The following is a 25955-nucleotide window of genomic DNA, read 5'->3' on the forward strand; positions in this document are numbered from 1 at the left end:
TGTGTGCGGCCTTGCGCCGCGATGGGCCGCACAGCAGCCCCAGAATTTCAGCCCCACATCACAGGTCGCCGGCCTCCAGACCAGATACTCACTGCTCTGAACCGCGTTGCGCCTCATCCTCTCGGGTCGCCTGTTCTCCGGCTTGCAAGGCCGTTTCGACGAAGGTGGCGATGCAGGGGTTGTGATTGTCGGCCTTCCACACGGCCACCACTTCGATCACCGGTGCTTCGCGCAGGGGCCTGAAGCTGGTACTGGCCAGGCGCATGTTGCGCATCGACCGGGGGACCATCGCTACCCCCAGGCCTTCGCCCACCAGGTTGACGATGGTCTGCTGCATGTTGATCTCAAGGCCGATGTTGGGGGTGACTCCATGCTGTAGGCAGTAGTTGCAGATCATGTCATGCAGGGCAGGGGCAATACGCCGTGGCACGATGATGAAGGTTTCACCGGCAAGCTCACGTGGCTCCACGACGGTTTGCTCGGCCAGGCGGTGGCCGGGCGGCAGTACCAGGGTCATTTCCTCACGGTACAGCGTGACGGTTTCCAGGCCTGTGCAGTCCTGAGGCCGGTACATGATCGCTACATCCTTGTTGCCACTGGTAATGTCCTGGGCCAGGTCCAGTGGCAGCGTCTCGGTCAACTTCAAGTTCACCTGGGGGAACAGCGCGGCATAACGGCGGGTGATCGCCGGTGTGATGCTGTAGGCGGTGGACATCATGAACCCCACGGAAAGTGCCCCCGCCGCACCGCGCGCGGCGGCCAGTGCATTGCGCTTGGCTTGCTCGAAGGCTGCGAACACCGTCCCGGTATCAAGGTAGAAGCGCTGGCCGGCCTCCGTCAGCTCGACCCTGCGCCGGGAGCGGTCGAACAGCTTGACCCCTAGCTCTTCCTCCAGAAGCGCAATTTGCCGCGACAGCGGTGGCTGTGAAATATGCAGGCGCTCGGCCGCTCGGCCGAAGTGAAGGGTTTCGGCCAGCGTGCGGAAATACTGCAGATGCCTGAGCTCGATCATGATGCTCTCGAAGGTATCAGTCGATGCATGATTATGTATTGGAAAATATAACTGCGCCTCCCTAATGTGAACCGTGCAACGTCATTCGGCCGAGGCGGCGTCACAAGCCCGCCAGTCGACATAGTCAAAAGCTATAGAACAAGAAAAAGGTGACGCTAATGACCGCTTGTAACCCTGCCGTTCGTGCGCCCCAACCCGTCGTGGAGGCGTGCAACATCGCTCAAGACAGTGACCCTGTGGTGCGTCAGGCCTTTAACCGGGCCTTGCGGCTAATGGAGCGTGGCATTGCCGTACTGATCCGCGGGGAGACCGGTACCGGCAAGGAAATCCTCGCCCGCGCCCTGCACGCGCACAGTCAACGCCGCGGTGCACAACTGGTGGCGCTCAATTGCGCGTCCATTCCCGAAACCCTCATCGAAAGCGAGCTGTTCGGCTATAGCCGCGGGGCGTTCTCGGGTGCTTTACCGGGCGGCAAGAAAGGCAAGGTTCAGCAAGCCGATGGCGGCGTGCTGTTTCTCGATGAAATCGGCGACATGCCCCTGGAACAACAGACGCGCCTGCTACGGGTGATTGCCGAACGTGAGGTAACGCCCCTGGGTGCCGAGCGCAGCATCCCAGTCAACTTCGCGCTGGTCTGCGCGACACACCAGGACCTCTCGGCACGGGTTGCCGAGGGCAGTTTCCGCGAGGACCTGTTCTATCGCATCGCCACGGGCGTGGTGCAGTTACCGCCGCTGCGCGAGCGCCAGGACCGTGGCGAGTTGTTGTGCAACATGGTGGCCCATGAACTGCCAGGCTGTGATCCACGCCAGGTACTGGCGCAGGTGTGGAGCTTGCTGATGGCCCACTCCTGGCCGGGGAATCTGCGCCAGATGCGGGCGGTCGTGCGTTACGCCTGCGCCGTGATGGAAGGCCCGCGCATGCTGCGCAGCGATCTGCCGCTGGACTTCATCGAGCAGTGCCAGACCCCGGCTGCGTTGCCTGCCAACATCACGCCCATCCGCCGGGCAGCGCCTTCAGGCGATGAGCGCAGTGACGTGTTACAGGCCTTGCAGAGCTGCCGCTGGAACATGTCGGCGGCGGCCCGCGTTCTGGGGATCTGCCGGCCCTCGTTGTACCGGGTGATGCGCCGGCTGGACATTCCCCCGCTCAAGGAGCAGTTGGCGCTCGGCGCCTGCGGCACCGCGTGATGCCCTGACCCTCCAGTACCTTTGACGACCGCCTGCTAACAATGAGCAGGCGCGCCTGGCTGCGGCCATTTTCGATGGATGACGACCATGAGCACTCCCGTTGTGCATGCTGCACTCAATTTCACCCTGACCGGCCGCACGGCCCTAGTAACGGGCGCCGCCCGTGGCATTGGTCATGCGATCGCCACGGCACTGGGCCAGGCCGGTGCCCGAGTAGGGGTGTGCGATTTGGATGCCGAGGCTGCCGAGGCGGCTGCGGCTCGGTTGCGAGAAGCCGGGATCGAGGCGGTTGGCGTGGGAGCGGATGTTGCCGATGAGGTTCAGGTTCAGGCCATGGTGAACCAAGTGGAAGCCTTGTTGGGAGGGGTCGACATCCTGGTCAACAACGCAGGCATCGTCTCGACTGGCCCTTTGCTGGAGGTCACCACCGCGGAATGGAACCGGGTGATGGCCATTGACCTGAACAGCGTGTTTTTCTGCGCCAAGGCCGTGCTGCCGGGCATGATGGCGCGCCAGAGCGGGCGCATCATCAATATCGCATCGGTGGCGGGCAAGCGTGGGGGTGGCTTGCTGGGTAATAGCTGCTACGCGGCGGCCAAGGGCGCGGTGATCGCCTTGACCAAAGGACTGGCGCGAGAAGCCGGCCCCTATGCCATCACCGTCAACGCCGTGTCGCCGGCACTGACCGACACCGAGATGACCAGCGCGCTGGCGCCTCAGGCCAGGGCCGAAGTGCTCGCACAGATGCCGCTTGGCCGCGCCGGCACGCCCCGCGACATCGCCGCCGCCGTATGCTTCCTGGCCTCGCGAGAGGCCGGGTTCGTGACCGGCGAGATCATGGACGTCGATGGCGGGTTCATGCGCGACTGATTCGGTCTGGGCAGGGCACAGGCTAGTTCAGCTACCACCCCATATACCCTTGCCGGGCAAGCGAGCGCGATCATGGGGGAGGCTGAAGTCCAAAAGCGGCCCCTTTGGCACGATGCCGTTGGGGTTGATGGTGGTGTGGCTGAGGTAGTAGTGATTCTGGATGTGCTGCATGTTCACCGTGTCGGCTACCCCTGGCCATTGATACACCTCGCGCAGCCAGTGGGTCAGGTTGGGATAGTCGCTTAGGCGGCGCAGGTTGCACTTGAAATGGCCGTGATAAACGGCATCGAAGCGCACCGCCGTGGTGAACAGGCGTACGTCGGCCTCGGTGAGGTACTCGCCTGCCAGGTAGCGGTGTCGGCTAAGCACATCTTCGAGGTGATCCCATTCGCTGAACACCTCGTCGAAGGCCGCTTCGTAGGCCTGTTGTGTCGTCGCGAAGCCGGCGCGGTAAACGCCGTTGTTGATCGCCGGATAAATGCGTTCGTTCAAGGCGTCGATGTCCGCTCGCAACGGTTGCGGGTAGAAGTCGAGCAGGTTGCCGGTCAGCGAATTGAAGTCATGGTTGAAGATCCGCACGATCTGCGCCGACTCGTTGTTGACGATGCGGTTCTCTTGTTTGTCCCACAGCACCGGTACGGTCACGCGCCCGGTGTAGTGAGGGTCGTCCTGGGTGTAGCGCTGGTGCAGGTACTGGAGCCCGTCGAGGTGATCGCCCGAAGAGCCGTTCTGGCGGTCGAAGGTCCAGCCGTCACCTTGCATCAACCAGCTGACCACCGACACGTCGATCAGCGGCTCGAGGCCTTTGAGCGCGCGCATGATCAGGGTGCGATGAGCCCAGGGGCAGGCCAGCGATACATACAGGTGGTAACGCCCCGGCTCAGCGGCAGGCAATGGGTTGCGCCGCTGTGAGTCCTCACGCTTGAACGCGCCGTCCTTACCATTTTCGTACCACTGGTCATGCCAGCGACCGTCGACCAACAGGCCCATGATGAGCTCCTTAACAAAAGCGATTTGTCGTTGGAGCCCAGTCTAGAGAAAGACGTTCGAACCAATAGCGCAAAGAGTGGAGCGGTATGATCGGTTAAATCGATCGATTGCGGTCAGCCCACCACGCTTGCGCACGGGCAAACGCCTGCTCGCGGTCTTGCCCCAACCCGCGAAGCGCCAGCGCCATGGTGGCCAGCACTGCTTTGTGGGCATAGCTGTCTTCAACCTCACCTCGCCAGAAGGCCAGCATGTGCTCAGGCTCAAGCGCTGCCGGCTTGACGTGGCGCCGCTCGCTCAGCGCAGGCCATTCTTCGTCCCAGGCCTTGCCGTCAGTGGTGCCGTAGAGATGGCTGGTCACATCCGGGTTCACCTCGATTTCGCCACCATCACCCTTGATCACGATCGCATGATCGCCCAACAAGCGACTGGCCTCGCGGTGTACGGCCTGGTAACCCGGGTGGAAGATGCTCTGCAGGCCACAGCGTGCGCCGAGCGGGTTCAGCACCCGTGCGAGGGAGTGGATCGGCGAGCGCAGGCCCAGAATGTTCCGCAGGTCGATCATGCGCTGAAGTTCAGGCGCCCAGTCCTGCAGTGGGAAAAAGGCCAGGTGGTGCTGTTCCAGGGCCTCACTGACGGCCTGCCAACCGCGGCACAGGGGAATGTGCAGCAGCGCGAGCAGTTGCTCGCTGTACAGGCGGCCTGCGGTGTGCGCACCGCCACCGTGCATCAGGATACGCACCCCATTGCCGGCCAGGCACTTGGCGGCCAACAGGTACCAGGGCAGATGGCGCTTCTTGCCGGCATAGCTCGGCCAGTCGATGTCCACGGCAATGGCAGGCGCTTGCAGGTGCGCGCGCAGCGCTTCGGTGAAGCCGGCGAGCTCTTCTGCGCTTTCTTCCTTGTGCCGTAGCAGCATGAGAAAGGCGCCCAGCTGCGCGTCTTCGACTTTACCCTCAAGCACCAAGGTCATGGCGGCGCGGGCTTCTTCGCGTGTCAGGCCGCGCGCGCCACGCTTGCCTTTGCCGAGGATGCGCACGTACTCGGCGAAGGGGTGTTCAGCGGGGGTTTCCAGGGTAAGCGGGCGTAGGCTGGTCATATGCAATTGGTCGGCTTGGGCAGGCCCGCCAGCTTGGCGGCAAGTTTGGCGGGAGTGCCATTGAACAGGCGATTGAGATGGGCGCTGTTGCCCTTTTCCGGGCCCAGGTTGAGCGCTGCGTATTTGATCAGGGGGCGCGTGGCGGGCGAGAGCTGATACTCCTGGTAGAACGCGCGCAGCACTGACAGGATTTCCCAGTGGTCAGGCGTCAGGTCAATGCCTTCGCGGGTGGCCAGGCCTTGCGCGGTGGCCGGTGACCAATCCTCAAGGTTGACCAGAAAGCCGTCCTTGTCCAGAGCAATGGCCTTGCCTTCGATATCGAGCGTGTTCATAACCAGCTGTTGACCTTGTCATGGTGCAGGGACAGCGCAACGAAGCCTGGGTAGTCGACCGTCGTTGCCAGCGAGGGCGCAATGGCCCTGGCCTGAATGTCTTCTTCCAGTGCATAAAGGCGACCGATTAACTGGGCCTGCTCCAGCAAACGCAACGGCTCGCTGCCTGGGAGCAGGGCGTAGACCGCATCGCCACACAGCAGCACGGCGTCTTCGCTGCCGAGCAAGCGCAGGCAGCTGTGAAGGCGTTCGTCACCAAACGGGGAGTGGGCTATTACATGCAAGGTTGTCATCAGAGCGTCACCACTTCGTCGAACTGTGCGATCAAAGCCGCAAGCTGCGCATCGTCAAGTACCTCTACCGGCAGGCCAAGGCTTGCGTGCGTCATGCCGCGCCGTCCCAGGCTGTGGCCACAGGCATACAACGCGTCTACGCCGAACATGGGCAGTGCCTGCAGGTTGGCAGCCAGGTTTTTCTGCTCAAGGGCGGTGGGGTGCTGGTCGCAGGCCAGCTGGAACACGCCATCGTCCAGGAACAGCACGCCCAGCGGCAGATCGAAGGCGCCGCCGGCCAGGACGATATCCAGCGCTTCGCGGGCAGACAGCCCGCTCCAGGGCGCCTGGCGACTGATGATCAACATGGACTTGGCCATTCAGTCGCCTCCAAAGCAGATCAGCCGGTCGGCCGTTTGCGCCGCTTCATGCAACTGACCAAGCCCGGACAGTTCCCAGGGTTGCTGCAGATTCACGGCAGGCCGTTGATAGCGGCTGGCTTCGCGTTCGTCCAGTACGCCACGACGCAGGGCGGCGGCGATGCACACCACTGCATCGAGCTGATTGGCCTGAACGAACGTGCGCCATTGCTGCGCAATGTCCTGTTCGTCCTGAGGGGCTACCACGTTGGACGATGCACTATGCACCCCGTCCTGGTAGAAGAACAAGCGGGTGATGCCGTGCCCGGCAGCCAGCGCTGCCTCGGCAAAGCGCAGCGCCCGGCGCGAAGCGGGTGCCTGTGCGGGGGAAAACACCGCGATAGCAAATTTCATGGCGAACTCGTGCTATGGAATCGCGCCATGATAAACAAAAAGGCCTGGCTGCTGCAGGCCTGTGGTAGTCAGGCCTTTTCCTTGCCCTCGGGCAGGAACCAGTTGAGTACCAAGGCACAGATGCCTCCGGTAGCAACTCCTGACTCCATCACGTTGCGAATCGCCGCTGGCATATGGGCAAGGAATTCGGGTACCTGCGCCACGCCCAGGCCCAAGGCCAGCGATACGGCGATGATCAACAAGGCGCGGCGATCGAGCCGGGTGCTGGCCAGGATATTGATACCCGAGGCTGCCACTGCGCCGAACATGACCATGGCCGCGCCGCCCAGCACAGGCTCTGGAACCGCCTGAATCACCCCGGCAACGCTTGGGAACAAGCCCAGCAGTATCAGCATCCCCGCAATCCATACGCCGATGTGACGGCTGGCGATACCGGTCAGCTGAATGACGCCGTTGTTCTGGGCGAAGATCGAGCTTGGGAACGTATTGAACACGCCAGCCAGCAGTGAGTTGGCGCCGTTGACCAGCACGCCACCCTTGATGCGCTGCATCCACACCGGGCCTTCCACGGGCTGGCGCGAGACCTTGCTGGTGGCGGTTACATCACCGATGGCTTCCAGAGAGGTCACCAGGTAGATCACCAGCATCGGGATGAACAGTGCCCAGGAAAAACCGAGGCCAAAGTGCAAGGGTGTCGGCACTTGGAACAGCGCCGCCTCGTGCATGCCGGTGAAGTCCAGGCGGCCCAGATAGCCGGCCAGGGCATAGCCCGCCGCCAGCGCGATGACGATGGCGCAACTGCGCAGCCAGACCACCGGTATGCGGTTGAGGATGACGATGATCGCCAGCACCACGCCTGACAGCAGCAGGTTTTCGCCGTTGGCAAAGGTCCCGTTGGCCATGGCGCCAAAACCACCGCCCATGCTGATCAGGCCGACCTTGATCAGCGTCAGGCCAATCATCAGCACCACGATGCCGGTCACCAGCGGAGTGATCAGCCGTTTGACGAAGGGCAGGATGCGAGACACGCCCATCTCGACGAAAGAGCCTGCGATGACTACGCCGAAAATGGCGGCCATGACGCCTTCCACAGGCGTGCCTTGCTTGACCATCAAGGCCCCGCCGGCAATCAGCGGGCCGACGAAGTTGAAGCTGGTGCCTTGCACGATCAGCAAGCCGGCACCGAAAGGGCCGAAGCGTTTGCACTGGATGAAGGTGGCGATGCCGGAGATGACCAGGGACATGGACACGATCAGGTTGGTATCGCGGGCAGAGACGCCCAGTGCCTGGCAGATCAGCAGGCCAGGGGTGACGATCGGCACAATGATCGCCAGCAGGTGTTGCAGTGCTGCCAGCAAGCCGATGAGCAGCCGTGGCTTGTCTTCCAGACCCAGTACCAGTTCATTGTCAGGCGCTGTTGCACCTGGGCTGTGTTCCTGTGAGCTCATTGCGCAGCGCTGCCCGTCTATAAAAAAGGAGCGCATTCTACGGGCAGAATAGGGAATGCGGTAGGGGAATACCGGTTAGCCGCCTGTTCGACGATCATCGCCTTTGTTACCTGACTTTTAGGTCAATAAGTCTGGGCGCTGTACCGCTTTGAGACCGTGTATGTTCGGTAAAAACCGCAGGCAAAAAAAAAGCCCGCGTAAGCGGGCTTCTTTGGACACAACGTTGGATCAGTCGTCACGACCCATGATGCCGAACAGCTGCAGCAGGCTGATGAACAGGTTGTAGATCGAAACGTACAAGCTGATGGTCGCCATGATGTAGTTGCGTTCACCACCGTGGATGATGGCGCTGGTCTGGAACAGGATGCACACCGACGAGAACAGCACGAAGCCGGCGCTGATGGCCAGTTGCAGGCCGCTGATCTGGAAGAAGAAGCTGGCCACGACCGCACCCAGCAGGACGAAGAAGCCGGCGGTAATGAAGCCGCTGAGGAAGCTCATGTCCTTGCGGGTGATCAGCACGTAGGCCGACAGGCCACCGAATACCAGCGCCGTCATGGCAAAGGCGGAACTGACCACTTCGGCGCCGCCGCTCATACCCAGGTAGCGATTGAGGATAGGGCCGAGAATGAAGCCCATGAAACCGGTGAGGGCGAAGGTGGAAACCAGGCCCCATACCGAGTCGCGCAGCTTGGCGGTGAGGAAGAACAAGCCATAGAAGCCGATCAGCACGACGAACACGTTCGGGTAGGCGAACCGCATCTGTTGTGAGATGAAGGCCATCAGGCCGCTGAATGCGAGGGTAAGTGCCAGCAGGCTGTACGTGTTGCGCAGGACCTTGCTGATCTCCTGCTGCTCGACCTGCTGGCCGTGGTGTACGGCATAATCCTGTTCGCGCATGGCGACACTCCTTGGTGAACCTGTGATATGAAACGTCGAAGATGGTAGGAGTCTACCAGAGCTCCTGCAACCCGCGACACAGAGAGTTTGACAGCGTGTTTCATTCCGGTATTATGGCGGCCGCAAAGCAGCTGGAAGCGTGGCCGAGTGGTTTAAGGCAACGGTCTTGAAAACCGTCGATGGGCAACTATCCTAGAGTTCGAATCTCTACGCTTCCGCCACTATTCTTCATCAAAGCCCTGATTTATCAGGGCTTTTTTGTGCCCGTCTATTTTGCATCCCCTTTCATCAGGTCGGCTTCGACGGATTTATCTCCGCTCGTAACTGGATGCGCTGAACGTCGGGCCTGATCTTGTCGCAGCCGATGAGCAGGGTAAACCTAATGCTTCACAAGCAACTGATCCGACGTTTGGACCTGATCACTCTGCAGCTCTTCGTCGCTGTTCATGAAGAAGGAACGCTGACGCGCGCAGCCGCAAGGGAGGCCATTGCGGTATCGGCCGCCAGCAAGCGCCTGATGGAGTTGGAGGAGGCGCTGGGTGTCCCGCTTTACTCCCGCACAGCCAAAGGCATGGATCTGACTGCCGCGGGTGAGACATTGTTGCACCACGCTCGACGCATCCTCACGGAAGTCGAGAAAGTCGGCATCGAGGTGGGTGAACACTTGCAGGGGCTCAGGGGCTATGTGCGGATGCTCGCGAACCTGTCTGCGATCATTCAGTTTCTGCCCGAAGATCTGCATGATTTTGTCCTGCGCCACTCGCAGGTAAAGGTGGATTTGGAGGAGCGCCCAAGCGATGGCGTTGTACAGGGGATCATCGACGGCGTCGCGGACCTGGGTATCTGTTCGATGGACAGCGACAGCCAGGGCCTGTACACGGTCCCCTATCGGCATGATCGACTGGTGGTGGTAACCCGCAGTGACCACCCGCTGGCAGAGCATGATCAGGTCGATTTTCTTGAAACGCTGATGTTTGACCACATAGGGCTGCATTCGGCCAGCTCCATCAATAATCGAATCCATGTGGCAGCAAAGGCTTTGGGGCAACCCCTTCGTCTACGCATTCATGTGCCTGGTTTTGACGCCATGTGCCGTATGGTGCAAGCCGACATGGGCATCGGCATCTTGCCACTGAAGGCCTTCGAGCTTTTTGGCCGAGGACTGGGCCTGACGGCTGTGCAACTGAGCGACGAGTGGGCCGACCGAACCTTGGTATTGCTGGTGCGTGAGCGAGAAGCCTTGTCACCCGTCAGCCAACTGCTGTTCGACCATCTGCAACAGCCACGCTAGGATCAGCCGTTCGCGAAACGCGAACGACACTTTCCTATATACCGTTGGCGTTCGCTCAGCGTGAACCCCTAGTCTTGGTACAAATTCCAAGAAACAGAGGTTGCACCATGACTGCTCTCAACGGACTTCGGGTGATCGAGATCGGTACGCTTATCGCTGCCCCGTTCGCTGCCCGCATGTTGGCCGAGTTCGGCGCCGAGGTAATCAAGATCGAGTCGCTGGGGCAGGGAGACCCTCTTCGTAAATGGCGAAAACTGCACGAGGGGACGTCGCTGTGGTGGTACCTGCAATCGAGGAACAAGAAGTCCATCGCCCTGAACCTGAAGTCAGCCGCTGGCATCGACATCGTCAAGCAGTTGGTCGAAACCGCTGACGTTCTGATCGAGAACCTGCGGCCTGGGGCGCTGGAAAAACTCGGCCTTGGGTGGGACGTGCTCCATGCGCTCAATCCAAAGCTGACCCTGGTGCGTATTTCGGGCTATGGACAGTCGGGGCCCTACAAAGATCGGCCCGGCTTTGGTGCCATCGGTGAGGCCATGGGTGGTATCCGCTACACCACGGGTACGCCTGGCGTTCCACCGGCACGTGTAGGGGTAAGCCTGGGGGACTCGCTGGCCTCGATGCACGCGGTCATCGGTGCGTTGATGTCCGTACTGCGTGTCAAGACCTGTCAAGGTGATGGACAGGTCGTGGATGTGTCTCTTGCAGAAAGCGTATTCAACGTCATGGAAAGCCTGATACCGGAGTACGACATGCTTGGGCATGTTCGCGAACGTAGCGGAGGCGCCTTGCCGGGCATTGCGCCTTCCAATACCTACCCGACGGCGGACCAGGGCTATGTTGTGATCGCCGGCAACAGCGATCCGATCTACAAGCGCCTGATGGCTGCAATTGGCCGGCCAGATCTGGCAAGCGACCCAAGGTTCGAACACAACGATGGTCGAGCTGCCCACTGTGAGCTGCTGGATGAAGCGATCACCCAGTGGAGTTCCAAGCTGCCGATCGAGGCTGTCCTTCAAGCCCTGGAAAAAGCAGAAGTGCCTGCGGGGCGAATCTATAGCGCAGCAGACATCGTAGCCGACCCACACTATCAGGCACGCGACATGATTTTGAATGCGCAGCTGCCCGATGGAACGATGGTCAAAATGCCTGGGATCGTGCCAAAGCTGTCGGACACCCCAGGGGGTGTCAAGTGGCAGGGCCCTGGCCTTGGGCAACATACCCAGTCTGTTCTTGGAGGCTTGGGATTGCCTGATGAGGCCATTCAACGCCTGAAGGACGAGGGGGTGGTGCAATGATCACAAACTACTCCGAGCGACTTGTCGTCCAAGAAGTCTCGCCCCGTGATGGTCTGCAGATCGAACCAACCTGGGTCGAGACGGCAGACAAGATCAAGCTGATTGACGAGCTCTCCGTCTGTGGTTTCACTCGCATTGAAGCCGGCTCGTTCGTATCTCCCAAGGCCATTCCTGCGCTGCGTGATGGGGAAGCGGTATTCCAGGGGATAGCGCGTCGACCGGGTGTGATTTATGTGGCGCTTGTTCCCAACCTGAAAGGGGCCCAGCGAGCCATAGCGTCCAATGCTGACGAGTTGAACTTGGTATTGTCAGCCAGCCAAAGCCACAACATGGCCAACATGCGCATGACGCCAGCGCAGTCACTGGTTGCTTTCAACGAGGTGGTTTCGCTCGTGCAAGGCAGCTCGATCAGCTTGAACGGCACAGTGGCGACAACGTTCGGTTGTCCCTTCGAGGGCCGCATCGATGAAGATGTCGTGATGCGCCTGATTGATGCTTACCAAGCCCTCGACATGCAAGGCATTACCCTGGCGGACACAACGGGCATGGCCAACCCCCGCCAGGTCCACCGGCTCGTGAGCAGGGTGCTGACTCAGGTGCCTGCATCACAGCTGACCCTGCACTTTCACAACACACGAGGCCTTGGCTTGAGCAATGTGTTGGCAGCCTATGAGGCCGGCGCGCGCCGCTTCGATGCTTCGTTGGGCGGGCTTGGCGGCTGTCCTTTCGCACCCGGTGCTTCAGGAAACATATGCACCGAAGATTTGGTCAACCTTTGTGATGAAGTCGGAATCGACACAGGTATTGACCTTGCGCACCTGCTCACGTTGTCCCGCTCGTTGCCTGCCCTGCTGGGCCACGAGATGCCGGGACAAGTGGCGAAGGCAGGCCGAAATTGTGACCTTCACCCCTTGCCTCCACGTTTCGGCTGATCCCTGACCAAGCGACTACCGTCGCTCGCCAGATAACAAAAACAATCAGAGCTTACTGTTCGCGAAGCTCGCCTGGAGAATTTCAAATGTCTATTTCCGTTTCTGTGCCGGATGACGGCATTACGAGTGCCGTCATCGACGAAAAGAAGTTGATATCGAAAGTTGCATGGCGCCTGATGCCGCTGATCATGATTTGTTATCTGTTTGCATTCTTTGATCGTATCAACATCAGTTTTGCGAAGTTTCAGCTCCAAGCGGATCTTAGCTTGAGCGACACTGCCTATGGGCTCGGGGCGGGCCTTTTTGTTGTAGGCTATGTCTTGTTCGAAGTTCCAAGCAACATGATGTTATATAAGGTCGGCGCGCGGCGCTGGATTGCCAGGATCATGATGTCCTGGGGATTGGCAACGGCGCTGATGATCTTCGTGACGGCAGAATGGCAATTTTACCTACTGCGTTTCTTGATCGGCGCCATGGAAGCAGGCTTCGCGCCTGGCGTCCTTTATTACCTTACGCTTTGGTTCCCGCAGCACTATCGAGGCCGTATTACCTCCATGCTGTTCTTGGCGTCGGCTTTTGCAGGGCTGATTGGCGCTCCTGTTTCCGGCTTGGTGCTTGGGCACATGGATGGGCTGTTCGATATGCGTGGTTGGCACTGGCTTTTCCTGTTGGGCGGCCTTCCCTGCATTGCCCTGGGGCTGGTGGTGTTGGTCACAATGAAAGACCGCATCAGTGACGCCAGTTGGTTGAGTGCGCAGGAGAAGTCTTATCTTGCCAGCCGAATCGCGAGCCATGCAGTGAACACCCATGAAGGGTCTCTGCTGACGGCGCTGCGCCTTCCAGGGTTCCTGATGCTGGCATTCATCTACTTCCTGATCCAGGTCGCTTCATACGGTCTGAACTTCTGGGCTCCGCAGCTCATCCGCAGCGCTGGTATCGAAAGTGCTACAACCATCGGCTTGCTGACGGCGGTGCCGTACGTGTGCGGCGCGATCAGCATGGTGTTGGTAGGGCGGTTGTCCGATGCCACCGGTGAGCGAAGAAAATTTGTGTGCGCCTTGGTCGTGATCGGCTCGGTTGGCTTCTTCAGCGCGGGTTTCTTCGAAGCACATGTCCTGTACCTCACCATCTCTCTGGCGTTGTTGGGTGCAGGCATCATTGCCGCCATTCCCACGTTCTGGTCGCTTCCACCCAAATTGCTGGCCGGGGCAGGGGCCGGCGCTGCCGCAGGGATTGCGCTGATCAACACAATGGGACAGGTGGGTGGCATCGTCAGCCCGGTGATGGTCGGTTTCATAAAAGACATGACCGGCAGCACCACCCCGGCGCTTTATCTGATCGGTACTACCTGCTTGATTGCCGCCGCGCTGCTTATCTGGGCGCTGCCGCAGAGCCTGAGGACGTCGGATAAAAAGTGAAGGTTTTTAGCGCCAACCCGCAATGACTTGGCAGCTCAGTACCCGATTCTATTTCAGTACGAAAAGGTCGGTTTCTCAGTAGAGGCACCCTTACGTACTTCCCGCGTCTGCGTGTCCGGTTTCGTTTCACCTATCCCCCCGCAGGGCCGAGGACGGAACCGGGTTCGCTGACTCCATGTGAGAGATGTAGAATGACCCCGATTACACTTTTTGAGAAACTGTGGCGTCGTCACGCAGTGCTTGATACGGGTGATGGACGCACATTGCTCTATATTGATCTTCAATTGATCAATGAAGTTACCAGCCCGCAGGCATTCGACGCACTGCGAATGAATGGGCTTCGGCCGTGGCGTGAAAGTTCTGTCCTGGCCACGGCGGATCATAATGTTCCCACCGTCGATCGCCATAAAGGCATTACCGATGCTATTGCACGGCGCCAGGTCGATGCACTGGAGCGAAACTGTTCAGAATTCAACATCACGCTCTTTGGCATGGACGATCATCGCCAAGGCATCCTTCATGTCGTTGGCCCTGAACAAGGCTTAACCCTTCCTGGCATGTCGATCGTGTGCGGCGACTCCCACACGACGACCCATGGGGCCTTTGCCGCGCTGGCGTTTGGAATCGGCACCTCGGAAATCGAGCATGTGCTGGCAACGCAATGCCTTTCAATGAAAAAGCTCAAGACCCTGCGCGTCATTCTAGAAGGACAACTTCGTCCCTTCACGACGTCGAAGGATATCGCGTTGGCGCTGATCGGGAAGATTGGCACCGCGGGGGCTACCGGCTACGCCATCGAATTCGCGGGTGCTACGGTCGAACGCATGACGATGGAAGCACGGATGACGCTTTGCAACCTAGCCATCGAGGCGGGTGCGCGGTGTGCCATGGTGGCATTCGACGATACCACTGCAGCCTACATTCGAGCCAAGCCAATGGCGCCAACTGGCTCGCGATGGGATGACGCCGAGCGTTACTGGCGCACATTGCGCAGCGACACCGGCGCGGTGTTCGATGCTGAAATTCGCATGGATGCGACCGCGGTCAGACCTCATGTGACCTGGGGGACTTCTCCAGAAATGGTCGTGGACATAGATGGGTGCGTCCCATCACCGCAAGAGGAGCCTGATCCGGTCAAACGGCAAGGCATCGACCGCGCGTTGAAGTACATGGATTTGCAACCGGGTACGGCAATACGGGATATCCACTTGGATAAAATCTTTATCGGCTCGTGTACCAACGCTCGAATCGAAGATATTCGACTGGCTGCCTCTATCGTGGCTGGACAGAAGGTTGCCCCCTCCATTAAGCAAGCGCTGGTAGTGCCGGGTTCGGGTTTGATCAAATCGCAAGCGGAGTCCGAAGGGCTTGACCGGGTTTTCATTGAAGCCGGTTTTGAATGGCGCGATGCTGGCTGCTCGATGTGTCTGGGAATGAACGAGGACAGGTTGACGGCCGGTGAGCGCTGCGCCTCCACCTCGAATCGTAACTTTGAGGGTCGTCAGGGGCCCGGTGGACGTACCCACCTTGTCAGTCCGGCAATGGCCGCCGCCGCCGCCATTGCCGGTCATTTCGTCGATGTCGGAGGTCTCTAGGCCGTCATGCAAGCCTTCACTAATCTGAAAAGCAAAGTCGTGCCGTTGGATCGTGCCAATGTGGACACTGACGCCATTCTGCCCAAGCAGTTCCTGATGATCATCGAGCGCACAGGCTTTGGTCAGCACCTGTTTGATGAGTGGCGTTACCTTGACCATGGGCAGCCCTATCAGGACTGCAGCCAAAGGCCACTCAACTTGAGCTTCCCGTTGAATCAGCCTCGCTATGAAGGCGCAGGCATCCTGCTGACACGGGACAATTTTGGTTGTGGTTCCAGTCGTGAACATGCGCCCTGGGCTTTGCACGATTGGGGTATCAGGGCCATCATTGCTCCAAGTTTTGCCGAGATCTTTTACGGTAACTGTTTCAAAAACGGCATTCTGCCCATCATCCTGGACCCGACCACAATCGACAGTTTGTTCGCCGCAGTTGAAGACCGACCCCATCATCAACTGGAAATCGACCTGGAACAGCAGACGATCACCGATGAACGGGGGGAACACATCGCGTTCGATCTGGATCCGTTTCGAAAGCACTGCTTGCTAAACGGGTTGGACGAGGTGGGTATGACGCTACTCCAGTCGGACCTTATACAGGCGTTCGAGAACGAACGGATGGCCTTGGAGCCGTGGCTGTTCGGACGCATCTAGACCTGCGATCTCTGTCTCCTTCCGTGCGCAGCACGGGGGGAGGTTTTTTGCAGGCAGTAAGCCATGCTGATTGATCGGCTACATCGATCAACTGCAATTTTCCGACTTCAAGTCAGTCGTCATGGCCTCTGTCAACAGGGCTCTGAACTGTCAGGGCTCTATCGAGGCAACCACCGTCTATGGCGAGACCGTTCAGGGGTTCACTTGCACGCTCGGCCGCCTGCTGCACTGCAGTGTGCCCAACCCAGCTCCGCGCCTTTCGCCACTTCGCTCATCCTTTTGAGCCCGCCCGTAAACTCGCGCATTGAGTACCATCTATGGCAGTGTGAACCCTCTGCCCAGCCCACAGGGACTTCCATGCAAACGCGCAAAACCGGTATCCGTGCCCAACAGGCCGACCGCACCCGAGACAACATCCTCAAGGCGGCCGTACAGGTCTTCAGCCGGGAAGGCTTCGCTGGTGGGCGCGTCGAGCAGATTTCTACCCTGGCCAAATCCAACGACCGAATGATCTATTACTACTTCGGCAACAAGGAAAAGCTGTTCATCAGTGTGCTGGAGCACATCTATGCCAGCTTCAACCAGGCCGAAGCCGGGCTGCAACTGGACCTGGCCGACCCTGAACAGGCGGTGCGCACGCTGGTGGCATTCATTTGGGATTACTACGTGCAACACCCCGAATTCGTCACCCTACTGGCGACCGAGAACCTTCACCAAGGCGAGCATGCGCGCAAGTCGCAGAACCTCAAGGCCTTGTCGGGCGAGGCGGTTGGCGTGCTGCGGCCGATCATCGACGCGGGCCAGGCGAAGGGCCTGTTTCGCGACGACATCGACATTACCCACGCCTACCTGATGATTGCTTCGCTCTGCTATTTCTACAACTCCAACCGCCACACGCTCAGTTCGTTCCTGGCCGTGGACCTGGCTGACCCCAAGGCCAAGGCCGACTGGTTGGCCTTCATCAGCGACCTTGTCCTGCGCGGCCTGCGCCTGTGACTTCAATGGCTGCCTGGGTTGGCGCGCACCTGCGCGACCTTGGCGGCGAGCCCTGGCCAGGCGGGCTTGTCACCTGCAAAGCGCTGGCGCAGGTACGCCGCAAGATCGGCTACCTGGCGGTCCGACAAGCTGCCCTTGAAGCCCGGCATGTAGCCCAGGTCGCGGGTGGCTGGGGTAGGGATGCCGTGCAGTATCACCCGTAGCAGATTGTCTGGCAGCTCGCTGTGAACGTTGCTGTTCACCGCCATCGACGGGCTGACGCCAAACAGTTTCGGCCCCTGTCCATCGCTGTGGCAGGCCATGCAGGCGCCTTTGAACACGCGTTCGCCATTGCTCAATGACACGTGGATTTCAGCCGGCTGCGGGGCCTTGGCCGCCTGCGACTGAGGTTCGCCATCGAGTGAGCTGAGGTAGTGGGCGATGGCACGCACGTCGCTTTTGGGCAGCGTCGCCAGCTCGCTGACCACCGGGCCCATGGGGCCTGCCGCCACCCCATGCTTTTCAGAAAAACCAGTACTCAGGTAGTTGAACAACTCGTCTTCAGTCCACGGGGTGGTTGATTTGCCCAGTGCATTGAGGGCCGGTGCTTCCCAGCCATCGACCATCCCTCCGGCCAGGTAGCTGCTGCCAGCTTTCTCGGCGCCCATCAGGTTGCGCGGTGAATGGCAGGCCGTGCAGTGGCCGAGGCCGTCGACAAGGTAGGCGCCGCGGTTCCACTGAGCGCTGCGTTGCGGGTCTGGCTGGTATTCCCCGCGCTGCAGAAACAGGGCGTTCCAGCCAGCCATCAGCGGTCGCTGGTTGAACGGGAAGCGCATCTGGTTAGTGGGCGCTTGCTGGCGTACCGGAGGCTGCGACATCAGGTAGGCATACAGTGCTTGCATGTCGGCATCGTTGATGGCGCGGAACGAGGTATAGGGAAATGCGGGATACAGGTGACGGCCATCACGGCTGATGCCTTCACGCATGGCCCGTTCGAAGGCGGCGAATGACCAGCGGCCAATGCCGGTTTCCGGATCGGGCGTGATGTTGGTGGTGTGGAGCGTGCCGAAGGGCGTCTGCATGGCCAGACCGCCGGCATTGACCTTGCCACCGCTGACCGTATGGCACACGGCGCAATCGCCGGCCGCAGCCACCTGGCGCCCGCGTTCGAGCATCGCGGCGCTCCAGCTGCCAGCGCCGGGCGGGGTAACCGGTGCGATTTCACTGCGCCAGGGCAGGGCGGTGGCAAGCATGCCCAGGGCTGCGCCCAACACCCCGGCCAAGCCGCCGAACCACCACTTGGCGCGTTTGCTTGCAGGCTGCGCCGGGGCCGCTGGCCCAGGCCCCTGGCCATCGCCACCCAGGGCGGCCCGCACCCGCTCGGCAGTGATCGGCAGCTCGCGAAAGCGGATCCCGGTGGCGTCGAAGATGGCGTTGGCAATGGCCGCGGCACTGGGTACCGAAGCCGATTCGCCGCTGCCCATCGGTGCTTCGTGCTGACGCGGCAGCATCATCACGTCGATGGCAGGCAGCTCGGGGAAGGTCAGGATCGGGTAGCCGCCCCATTCCTTGCTGGCCACGGTCGACTCTTCGAAACTGACTTGCTCCTTGAGCACCCGGCTGGTGGACTGGATGACATTGCCGTGGATCTGGTGGCGCACGCCCTCGGGGTTGACCATCATCCCGGCGTCATGCCCGATCACCACACGGGTGACGGCGACTTCACCGGTGCGCCGGTCAACGGCTACGTCAGCCACCCAGGCCGCCCACGCGGCGCCAAAGCCTGGGAATTTACTGTGGATGTAGCGCGCGTAGGCAAAGCCGCGCCCACGCAGCACGTCACCTTCGCCCTGGCTTTGCATGGGCTGGGTATGCGGCTGCCAGTCGGCGCGCGCGGCGGTAGCCTTGACCAGGTCGATGGCACGTGGGTCGGACAAGTGCTTGAGGCGGTATTCCACCGGATCGACACCCGCTGCGAAAGCCAGCTCATCGACATATGACTCGTGGGCAAAGCTGTTGGGCATGGCCGATACGCCGCGCATCCACGAAGCGCGCACCAGCGGCGTCATATCGTTGATGGTCACGCGCATGTGCTCGTAGTCATACGGTGGAATCGACGTGCGGTCGCCCATTTCGAACAGGGCCGGTACTGGTTCCACCGCCCCGGTGAGCAGCAGGGCCAAGGTAGGCGCGCCGTTGGACGGGTAGCTGGTCTGGAAGTCATAGGCAGCCACGCTGCCATCGGCGTTCAGGCCGCCGTCGATCTCCATCAGTTGGGCTGTGCCCTTGGGTTCCCAGGCGTGTTCCTGCTCGCGGGTCAGCTGTACCCGCACAGGGCGTTGCACGGCGCGCGACAGCAGCACGGCGTCGGCGCAGACATCGTCGGCGCAGTTGCGGCCATAGCAACCGGCAGCCTCCATGCGGATGATTTCGATGCGCTCCTCGCCGCAGGCCAGCAGCCAGGCCAGATCAGCGCGCAGCAGGTGTGGGTTCTGGGTGCCGGACCACACGCGGATCTGCCCAGGCGTGTAGTCGGCCAGCGCGCACGATGGGCCAATCGAAGCATGCAGCTGATACGGCCATAAATAGGTACGGCTCAGGCGCTGGCTGGCATTGGCAAGGCCGGCATCGACATCGCCTTGGTCCAGCACCGTGCGTTGAACCCTTGGGTTGTCGCGGATGGCCTGGGCTACATCGCTCAGGTCGGGCAGCTTGCCGGTAAAGGGCTTCCAGCTGATTTTCAGGTCCTGAGCAGCCCGGATGGCCTGCTCCTCGCGCTCGGCAATCACGCCTACGAAATCGCGGATCACGACCACCGCCACGACGCCCGGTACGTGGGCAATGGATGATTCATCGACGGCCAGCAGGCTGTTGCCCACGAAGTCGCCGCTGTCGTGGCCAGCATAGGGCGGACGAATCACTCGCCCGTGCAGCATGTCGGGCAGGCGCATGTCGTGAACGTAGGTCAGTTCACCGGTGGCCTTGCCGGGAATGTCCACGCGGGCGGTGCTGCGCCCGACCAACGTGTAGTCTTCGATGGGTTTGAGCGGCGCATCCTCGGCAATGTGCAACCGTTGGTTTTCACCCGCTACCAGTTCGGCGTAGCTCAGCGTGGTGCCGTCGTTGGTGATTACCGTGCCTTCTTCGATACGCAGCGACGCGGGCTCGCACCCAAGGCGCAGCGCCGCCCGTTGCAGCAAATGACGGCGTGCAGTCGCCGCAGCCTTGCGCAAGGGCACGGCTGAAATCTGCAGGGTGGCGCTGGCGATGGTCGCGCCTTGGTTGGGCGCCCGCTCGGTATCGCCCAGCACCATGTGCACCTGGTCCATGCGCAGGTTCAACTCTTCGGCGACGATCTGCGCCAGCGAGGTGCGGATACCGGTACCCAGGTCGACGTGGCCATTGAAGGCATAGACCCTGCCGTCGTCGCAGACGGCGATAAACAGCGCCAGTTCGCGCTCCCGGGCCACGGGCGTTACACCCTTGGCCACCGGGCCGGAAGGCGGGGTGATCTGATCGACGATCAGCAGCACGCCGGTCTTGGCCAGCAGTTGGTCACGGCTGGGCACCTGTTGCGAGTGGTTCATGCTTTCCTCCGGGTGTCGGCGGCGCGGCGCACGGCGCGCAGGATTTCGACGTGGGTGCCGCAGCGGCACAGGTTGCCGGACAGTTCGTTGCGAATCTGCTCATCGCTGGGCTGGGGGATTCGATCGAGCAGGGCCGTGGCGGTCATGATCATGCCGTTCATGCAGTAGCCGCATTGGGCTGCCTGCTCGTCGATGAACGCCTGCTGCACAGGGTGCGGCGCACGCTTGCAGCCCAGCCCTTCGAGGGTAGTGATCTTGCGGCCGACGGCCCCGGCCAGGGGGATGATGCAGGAGCGAGCGGCCACGCCGTCGATGATCACCGTACACGCGCCGCATTCACCCAGGCCACAGCCGTACTTGGGGCCGTTCAGGCACAGGTCGTTGCGCAGGATCAGCAGCAAGGGCGTTTCAGGCGGGGCGTCGACGTCGAACGACTGGCCGTTGACCTGCACGCAGAGGGTTGTTTGCATGATGGGCTCATCTCTGGAGGTGACTTGCGCTACCGAAGCACCCACAGGTGGCGTGCATTTCGGTAAGTACTCACTACATGAAATGAATGAGCAAGAAGCAGGCCAGGGATACGGATGAGCAGGGCAGGGGCAATGAGCTCACCGAATCGGTGGCTCAGGCAGGCCGTAAGAAGAGGGGCTGTCCAGCCGTAGTGCGACTCAGGCCGTGCCGTCGTCGCTGTCGATCATTTTGCGCAGCAGGTACAAGATGGCCACGCGCTCAGCGGCATTGAGGCTGCCCATGCTCAGTTCACTGATCTGCCGGGCGCAAGGGATCATCGTATCGAGCAATGCCGCACCGCTGTCGGTGAGCGTGACGATCACCTTGCGCCTGTCTCCCGGGTCTGGCGCGAGCTGTACCAGTTCACGGGCTTTCAGGCGCTCGACGATGCCGCGAATGGTCGCCTGGTCCACGGCCGTGGCCTTGATCAACTCGGCCTGAGAGCTGGGGCCATGGTCGCGCAGGGCGCACAGGGTGACGAATTGAATGGAGGTCAACTGTGGGTCGCACGCCTGCTGCTGGAAGATCGCCGTGTGCCGCTGGTAAGCCTTGCGCAGTAAGTGGCCCACCTGTTCGGTAACGTCGTAAGGGGCGGTGTCGTGGAGGGGGCTGCTGGGGGAAGTCTTGTTCGGCATGGGAGGGCTTGGGCTGGTGGAAAGGAGCTGGCCGGCCGCCAATAGCGGAGCGCCCGGCCAGTATAACCGTTATCGCGCCAGTGATTGCTGGGGCGCGACCACGTCCCCGGCCATGACCACGGCCTGATCGTCCAGGTAGATATCGCAATTGCGCAGCGGGATGTCCAGGTGGCAAGGGGTCTTGCGCTTGCCGCCCACTTCGGTGTTCGGGCCCGTGGAGAACAGGAAGTTGCCGTAGAACGCTCGGGCATCCATGCACATCCCGTCGTTGCGGTCGTGCAGGCCCATGGCAGTCCACTGGGCGCGCGGTTGCAAGCCCCAGCCGATGTGCGAGATGCCGTAGACCTCCGGGTCGTTGAAGTACTTGAGGTAGTCGCGCAGGTACTCGGCCTCGAAGCCGCCATGAATGCCGGTGATGAAGCCCTTTTCAATCTCGAGCGTGATGCGCTCACGGCAATAGTTCTTGAACGGCAGGATGATGTCGCCTACATCCAGGACCAGCGTGCCCTCGGCGCTGTCCTCGTTCGGCCAGGTGAACAGGAATCCGCTGGGCCAGTGATCCCAACGCCCTGGCTCGTCGGCGTAGCCGTACTCGGTGACTGCCGGATACTGGCCGAGCGGTGCATGGAAGTCGCTGCCAGCCTTGGACCGCACATGCATGCTGCGCGCCTGCTTGAGTAGGGTTTCGGCAGCCAGTACCCGGCGCTTGTCGTCCTCGTTGGGCAGCATGCGCGCCAGCACTTCGGCGGGTTCCACCGCCAGCAGAATGCGAGTGCCGGTCTTGAGAATTTGCTCCTGCTCGGGGGAGTGCAGAAGCATCATCGTGTCGACGATCAGGTCGGCGGCTTCCAGTGCGCGCTGCGCCGCGAGGTTGCCGGTCAGTGCCGTGTCGCCGCAGTAGGCGGTCATGTCACGGCCCATGGCAGTGGGGTGATTGAATGCCGGCAATTCCACGGCGTAGACCTTCGCCCCGAGTCGCTGCGCCGCTTCCATCGCGGCGTTGACCGTGCGCGGATCGGAGTAATGGCTCTTGAGGACGGCAACGCTCTGGGTGTCATCCACCCGGGACAGCTTCAGTACGTGCTCGAACATCTGGGTCAATTGTGCATTGCTCACCGGCATCGTGGGTTCTCCTGGACGGCCTCTGGCGGAATAAAGCGGTGCACCATCGCAGTGCCCGACGCTTTGTCATGGTGCAAAACAATAGTGTGTACACGATAACTTATTCGATGAAAGCGCATTCATCGGATCGACGCAAGTGATCTTTCAAGCGTTACCATTCAACCCAAAGCCCCATTAATTGGTAACGTTCTAGTCATTTTAAGATTCGATCATCTGTTTGAAAATATTTTCACGAGCCTATTCCTAAGCGCCATTTAAAGTGTATACGCTGTAAATGGCTCGCGGCCATGCCGCTTGCCACACATCAGAACAACAGGAGACTCTCCATGCGGGGAAGCCAAAAAATCGCAATCGTCGGCGCGGGTTTAGGTGGGGCGGCAGCGGCAACGTTGCTGCAGCAGGCCGGCTTCGATGTCGAGGTGTACGAACAGGCCCCGGCGTTCACCCGCCTGGGTGCCGGTATCCACATCGGCCCCAACGTCATGAAGATCTTTCGGCGGATGGGGTTGGAACAGAAGCTGGAGCTGATGGGCTCGCACCCGGACTTCTGGTTCAGCCGCGACGGTCAGAGCGGCGATTACCTCTCGCGTATCCCACTAGGTGAGCATGCTCGCCGCGAATACGGGGCGGCCTACATCACCATCCACCGGGGGGACTTGCATGCGCTGCAGATCGACGCCATCAAGCCCGGCACCGTGCACTTCGGCAAGCGCCTGGAAAAGATCATCGACGCGGGTGATCAGGTGCGTCTGGACTTCGCCGATGGCACCCACACGGTCGCGGACATCGTCATCGGAGCCGACGGCATCCACTCCAAGATCCGCGAAGAATTGCTCGGTGCCGAAGCGCCGAACTACAGCGGCTGGGTGGCGCACCGTGCGCTGATCCGTGGGGTAAACCTGGCGCAGCATGCCGACGCATTCGAGCCCTGCGTCAAGTGGTGGTCCGAAGACCGGCACATGATGGTCTACTACACCACGGCCAAGCGCGACGAATACTACTTCGTGACCGGTGTGCCCCACGAAGCGTGGGACTTCCAGGGCGCCTACGTGGACAGCAGCCAGGAAGAAATGCGCGCTGCCTTCGAGGGCTATCACCCCACCGTCCAGAAGCTGATCGATGCCACCGAATCGATCACCAAGTGGCCGCTGCGCAACCGCAACCCGCTGCCGCTCTGGAGCCGTGGGCGTCTGGTGATGCTCGGCGACGCCTGTCACCCGATGAAACCGCACATGGCCCAGGGCGCCTGCATGGCCATCGAGGATGCGGCCATGTTGACCCGCTGCTTGCAGGAGACCGGTTTGTCGGACCACCGCACCGCCTTTGCCCTGTACGAGGCCAACCGTAAAGAGCGAGCCTCGCAGGTGCAGTCGGTGTCCAATGCCAACACTTGGCTCTATACGCAGGAGGATCCGGCCTGGGTATACGGCTATGACCTCTATGGCCAGCCGCTCAAGAGCGGGGAGGCCGCATGACTACCTTCCTCGACGGCGGTCATGTAAGTGCCAATGGCATCCGTCAGCATTACCTGCGCTATGGCGGCAAGGGGCATGCGCTGATCGTGGTGCCGGGGATCACCAGCCCGGCCATCACCTGGGGGTTTGTCGCAGAGCGCCTTGGCCAGCACTTCGATACCTACGTGCTGGATGTGCGCGGGCGCGGTTTGTCGTCAAGTGGCCCTGATCTGGACTATGGCACCGATGCCTGTGCCAGCGACATTCCCGCCTTTGCCGCCGCGCTGGGCCTGGACAGTTATCACCTGATCGGCCACTCGATGGGCGCACGGTTTGCGATTCGTGCCGCTGCCAGCGGCGCGCCAGGCCTGCAGAAGCTGGTGCTGGTCGACCCACCGGTATCCGGGCCAGGGCGCCGCGCTTACCCAAGCAAGCTGCCCTGGTATGTCGACTCCATTCGCCAGGCCAGCCTGGGTATGAGTGGCGAGGACATGCGCACCTATTGCGCCACCTGGAGCGACGAGCAGCTGGCGCTCAGGGCCGAGTGGCTGCACACCTGCTACGAGCCTGCGATCGTGCGGGCCTTCGACGACTTCCATGAGGTGGACATCCATCAGTATCTGCCCGCCGTACGCCAACCGGCGTTGTTGATGGTGGCTGGGCGCGGCGGGGTGATCGAGCCGTGCGACATCGCTGAAATCCGTGAGCTCAAGCCAGACATCCAGGTCGTACAGGTTGCCAACGCTGGCCACATGATCCCCTGGGACGATCTCGATGGTTTCTTTGCCGCATTCGGCCTTTTCCTCGACCGATCCGTTGCCTGAAGGAGCACCAGACATGACCACGCTATACCGCATCGGCCAGATCGTGCCGAGTTCCAACACCACCATGGAAACCGAGATACCGGCGATGCTCAACGCGCGCCAAGCCATCCGCCCGGAGCGCTTTACCTTTCATTCCAGCCGCATGCGCATGAAGCAGGTGAGAAAGGAAGAGCTGGCGGCCATGGATGCCGAGTCCGACCGCTGTGCGCTGGAGCTGTCCGATGCCAAGGTCGATGTACTGGGCTACGCCTGCCTGGTGGCAATCATGGCCATGGGCCTTGGCTATCACCGGCAATCCGAACAGCGCCTCAGGCAGGCGACTGCTGACAACGACGCACTGGCGCCGGTCATCACCAGTGCCGGAGCGCTGGTCGAAGCCTTGCATGTGATGAAGGCCAAGCGCATCGCCATCGTCGCCCCGTACATGAAGCCGCTGACCGAGCTCGTGGTGAACTACATCCGCGAAGAAGGCTTTGAGGTGCAGGACTGGCGCGCCCTGGAGATCCCCGACAACCTGGCCGTAGCCCGTCACGACCCCGCCAACCTGCCAGGCATCGTAGCCGGCATGAACCTTGAAGGGGTGGATGTGGTGGTCTTGTCGGCCTGCGTGCAGATGCAGTCGTTGCCGGCTGTGGCCAAGGTCGAGGCACAGACCGGCAAGCCTGTGGTCACCGCTGCCATCGCCACCACCTACGCCATGCTCAAGGCGCTGGACCTGGAAGCGGTGGTGCCAGGTGCCGGTGCCTTGCTGTCGGGCGCTTATTGAAATCGGGAGGTGGA

The 25955-nt window shown here is 61.1% G+C and carries 25 protein-coding genes and 1 tRNA gene; 13 read left to right on the forward strand and 13 right to left on the reverse strand.

Annotation, left to right across the window (positions count from 1 at the left end; all coding sequences use genetic code 11):
- Positions 1-88: 88 nt before the first annotated feature.
- Positions 89-1012: a LysR family transcriptional regulator gene (locus tag FS767_RS05440; RefSeq protein ID WP_058637914.1), complete on the reverse strand. Its 924-nt coding sequence runs from the start codon at positions 1010-1012 to the stop codon at positions 89-91.
- Positions 1013-1170: 158 nt separating this feature from the next.
- Here FS767_RS05440 and FS767_RS05445 point away from each other — a divergent pair, with 158 nt between their 5' ends.
- Positions 1171-2202, forward strand: coding sequence for a sigma-54-dependent Fis family transcriptional regulator (locus FS767_RS05445; RefSeq protein ID WP_144964488.1), 1032 nt, complete (start codon positions 1171-1173; stop codon positions 2200-2202).
- 87 nt (positions 2203-2289) lie between these two features.
- Complete coding sequence (locus FS767_RS05450) at positions 2290-3072, forward strand: SDR family NAD(P)-dependent oxidoreductase (RefSeq protein WP_058603450.1); 783 nt, start codon at positions 2290-2292, stop codon at positions 3070-3072.
- Positions 3073-3099: 27 nt separating this feature from the next.
- On the opposite strand, the gene FS767_RS05455 is transcribed toward FS767_RS05450, so the two are convergent.
- The 8 genes from FS767_RS05455 to FS767_RS05490 all read right to left on the reverse strand — a co-directional run bounded on the left by FS767_RS05455 (position 3100) and on the right by FS767_RS05490 (position 8883).
- On the reverse strand, positions 3100-4062 hold the full coding sequence (locus FS767_RS05455) for a glutathione S-transferase family protein (protein ID WP_144964489.1): 963 nt from the start codon (positions 4060-4062) through the stop codon (positions 3100-3102).
- 94 nt (positions 4063-4156) lie between these two features.
- Positions 4157-5158, reverse strand: a complete 1002-nt coding sequence (locus FS767_RS05460; RefSeq protein ID WP_144964490.1) for a glycosyl transferase family protein — start codon at positions 5156-5158, stop codon at positions 4157-4159.
- Complete coding sequence (locus FS767_RS05465; protein WP_144964491.1) at positions 5155-5490, reverse strand: TusE/DsrC/DsvC family sulfur relay protein; 336 nt, start codon at positions 5488-5490, stop codon at positions 5155-5157. Before FS767_RS05465 ends, FS767_RS05460 begins: the two co-directional genes overlap by 4 nt.
- Positions 5487-5783, reverse strand: a complete 297-nt coding sequence (gene tusB / locus FS767_RS05470) for a sulfurtransferase complex subunit TusB (protein WP_058603446.1) — start codon at positions 5781-5783, stop codon at positions 5487-5489. The genes FS767_RS05465 and tusB overlap by 4 nt, the downstream gene beginning before the upstream one ends.
- Positions 5783-6142, reverse strand: a complete 360-nt coding sequence (gene tusC, locus FS767_RS05475) for a sulfurtransferase complex subunit TusC (RefSeq protein WP_144964492.1) — start codon at positions 6140-6142, stop codon at positions 5783-5785. Before tusC ends, tusB begins: the two co-directional genes overlap by 1 nt.
- Positions 6143-6535: a sulfurtransferase complex subunit TusD gene (gene tusD, locus FS767_RS05480; RefSeq protein ID WP_058637907.1), complete on the reverse strand. Its 393-nt coding sequence runs from the start codon at positions 6533-6535 to the stop codon at positions 6143-6145. It lies immediately after the preceding gene.
- A 68-nt stretch (positions 6536-6603) separates the two neighbouring features.
- Positions 6604-7983, reverse strand: coding sequence for a nucleobase:cation symporter-2 family protein (locus FS767_RS05485; RefSeq protein WP_058603443.1), 1380 nt, complete (start codon positions 7981-7983; stop codon positions 6604-6606).
- Positions 7984-8211: 228 nt separating this feature from the next.
- Complete coding sequence (locus FS767_RS05490; RefSeq protein ID WP_023534840.1) at positions 8212-8883, reverse strand: Bax inhibitor-1/YccA family protein; 672 nt, start codon at positions 8881-8883, stop codon at positions 8212-8214.
- Between the two features lie 133 nt (positions 8884-9016).
- On the opposite strand from FS767_RS05490, the gene FS767_RS05495 reads away from it, so the two are divergent.
- The 8 genes from FS767_RS05495 to FS767_RS05530 all read left to right on the forward strand — a co-directional run bounded on the left by FS767_RS05495 (position 9017) and on the right by FS767_RS05530 (position 17064).
- A tRNA-Ser gene (locus FS767_RS05495) sits at positions 9017-9104 on the forward strand.
- Positions 9105-9265: 161 nt separating this feature from the next.
- The gene (locus FS767_RS05500; protein WP_144964493.1) at positions 9266-10174 is read left to right on the forward strand and encodes a LysR substrate-binding domain-containing protein; all 909 of its coding nucleotides are present in this window, start codon (positions 9266-9268) and stop codon (positions 10172-10174) included.
- Positions 10175-10281: 107 nt separating this feature from the next.
- Positions 10282-11472, forward strand: a complete 1191-nt coding sequence (locus tag FS767_RS05505) for a CaiB/BaiF CoA-transferase family protein (protein WP_144964494.1) — start codon at positions 10282-10284, stop codon at positions 11470-11472.
- Positions 11469-12404 carry a hydroxymethylglutaryl-CoA lyase gene (locus FS767_RS05510; RefSeq protein ID WP_144964495.1) on the forward strand — a complete coding sequence of 312 codons (936 nt, stop codon included), beginning with the start codon at positions 11469-11471 and terminating at the stop codon, positions 12402-12404. Before FS767_RS05505 ends, FS767_RS05510 begins: the two co-directional genes overlap by 4 nt.
- Before the next feature lie 86 nt (positions 12405-12490).
- Positions 12491-13822 carry an MFS transporter gene (locus tag FS767_RS05515; RefSeq protein ID WP_144964496.1) on the forward strand — a complete coding sequence of 444 codons (1332 nt, stop codon included), beginning with the start codon at positions 12491-12493 and terminating at the stop codon, positions 13820-13822.
- Positions 13823-14013: 191 nt separating this feature from the next.
- Positions 14014-15417, forward strand: coding sequence for a 3-isopropylmalate dehydratase large subunit (leuC, locus tag FS767_RS05520; protein ID WP_144964497.1), 1404 nt, complete (start codon positions 14014-14016; stop codon positions 15415-15417).
- Between the two features lie 6 nt (positions 15418-15423).
- Positions 15424-16068, forward strand: coding sequence for a 3-isopropylmalate dehydratase small subunit (gene leuD / locus FS767_RS05525; RefSeq protein WP_144964498.1), 645 nt, complete (start codon positions 15424-15426; stop codon positions 16066-16068).
- A 357-nt stretch (positions 16069-16425) separates the two neighbouring features.
- The gene (locus FS767_RS05530) at positions 16426-17064 is read left to right on the forward strand and encodes a TetR family transcriptional regulator (protein ID WP_058603438.1); all 639 of its coding nucleotides are present in this window, start codon (positions 16426-16428) and stop codon (positions 17062-17064) included.
- Between the two features lie 2 nt (positions 17065-17066).
- On the opposite strand, the gene FS767_RS05535 is transcribed toward FS767_RS05530, so the two are convergent.
- From FS767_RS05535 to FS767_RS05550, 4 genes are all read right to left on the reverse strand, one after another.
- Positions 17067-20630, reverse strand: a complete 3564-nt coding sequence (locus tag FS767_RS05535) for a molybdopterin cofactor-binding domain-containing protein (protein ID WP_144964499.1) — start codon at positions 20628-20630, stop codon at positions 17067-17069.
- Entirely contained in the window at positions 20627-21100 is a 474-nt protein-coding gene (locus tag FS767_RS05540) for a (2Fe-2S)-binding protein (RefSeq protein ID WP_144964500.1), read from the reverse strand. The genes FS767_RS05535 and FS767_RS05540 overlap by 4 nt, the downstream gene beginning before the upstream one ends.
- A 198-nt stretch (positions 21101-21298) precedes the next feature.
- Positions 21299-21775 carry a MarR family winged helix-turn-helix transcriptional regulator gene (locus tag FS767_RS05545; RefSeq protein WP_144964501.1) on the reverse strand — a complete coding sequence of 159 codons (477 nt, stop codon included), beginning with the start codon at positions 21773-21775 and terminating at the stop codon, positions 21299-21301.
- 69 nt (positions 21776-21844) lie between these two features.
- Positions 21845-22897, reverse strand: a complete 1053-nt coding sequence (locus tag FS767_RS05550) for a 2,5-dihydroxypyridine 5,6-dioxygenase (protein ID WP_028686518.1) — start codon at positions 22895-22897, stop codon at positions 21845-21847.
- Between the two features lie 326 nt (positions 22898-23223).
- Between FS767_RS05550 and nicC the strand changes: the two genes are divergently transcribed.
- Genes nicC through FS767_RS05565 form a run of 3 tightly spaced genes read left to right on the forward strand, consistent with a single transcriptional unit; the run spans position 23224 to position 25941 of the window.
- Positions 23224-24372 (forward strand): 6-hydroxynicotinate 3-monooxygenase, encoded by a 1149-nt coding sequence (gene nicC, locus FS767_RS05555; RefSeq protein ID WP_058637900.1) that lies wholly within the window; start codon positions 23224-23226, stop codon positions 24370-24372.
- Positions 24369-25175, forward strand: coding sequence for an N-formylmaleamate deformylase (nicD, locus tag FS767_RS05560; RefSeq protein ID WP_144964502.1), 807 nt, complete (start codon positions 24369-24371; stop codon positions 25173-25175). Before nicC ends, nicD begins: the two co-directional genes overlap by 4 nt.
- 13 nt (positions 25176-25188) lie before the next feature.
- Positions 25189-25941 (forward strand): Asp/Glu racemase, encoded by a 753-nt coding sequence (locus FS767_RS05565; protein WP_058603431.1) that lies wholly within the window; start codon positions 25189-25191, stop codon positions 25939-25941.
- Positions 25942-25955: the final 14 nt, after the last annotated feature.

This window comes from Pseudomonas sp. DE0010, from assembly GCF_007680745.1.
Taxonomy (GTDB): Bacteria; Pseudomonadota; Gammaproteobacteria; order Pseudomonadales; family Pseudomonadaceae; genus Aquipseudomonas; species Aquipseudomonas parafulva_B.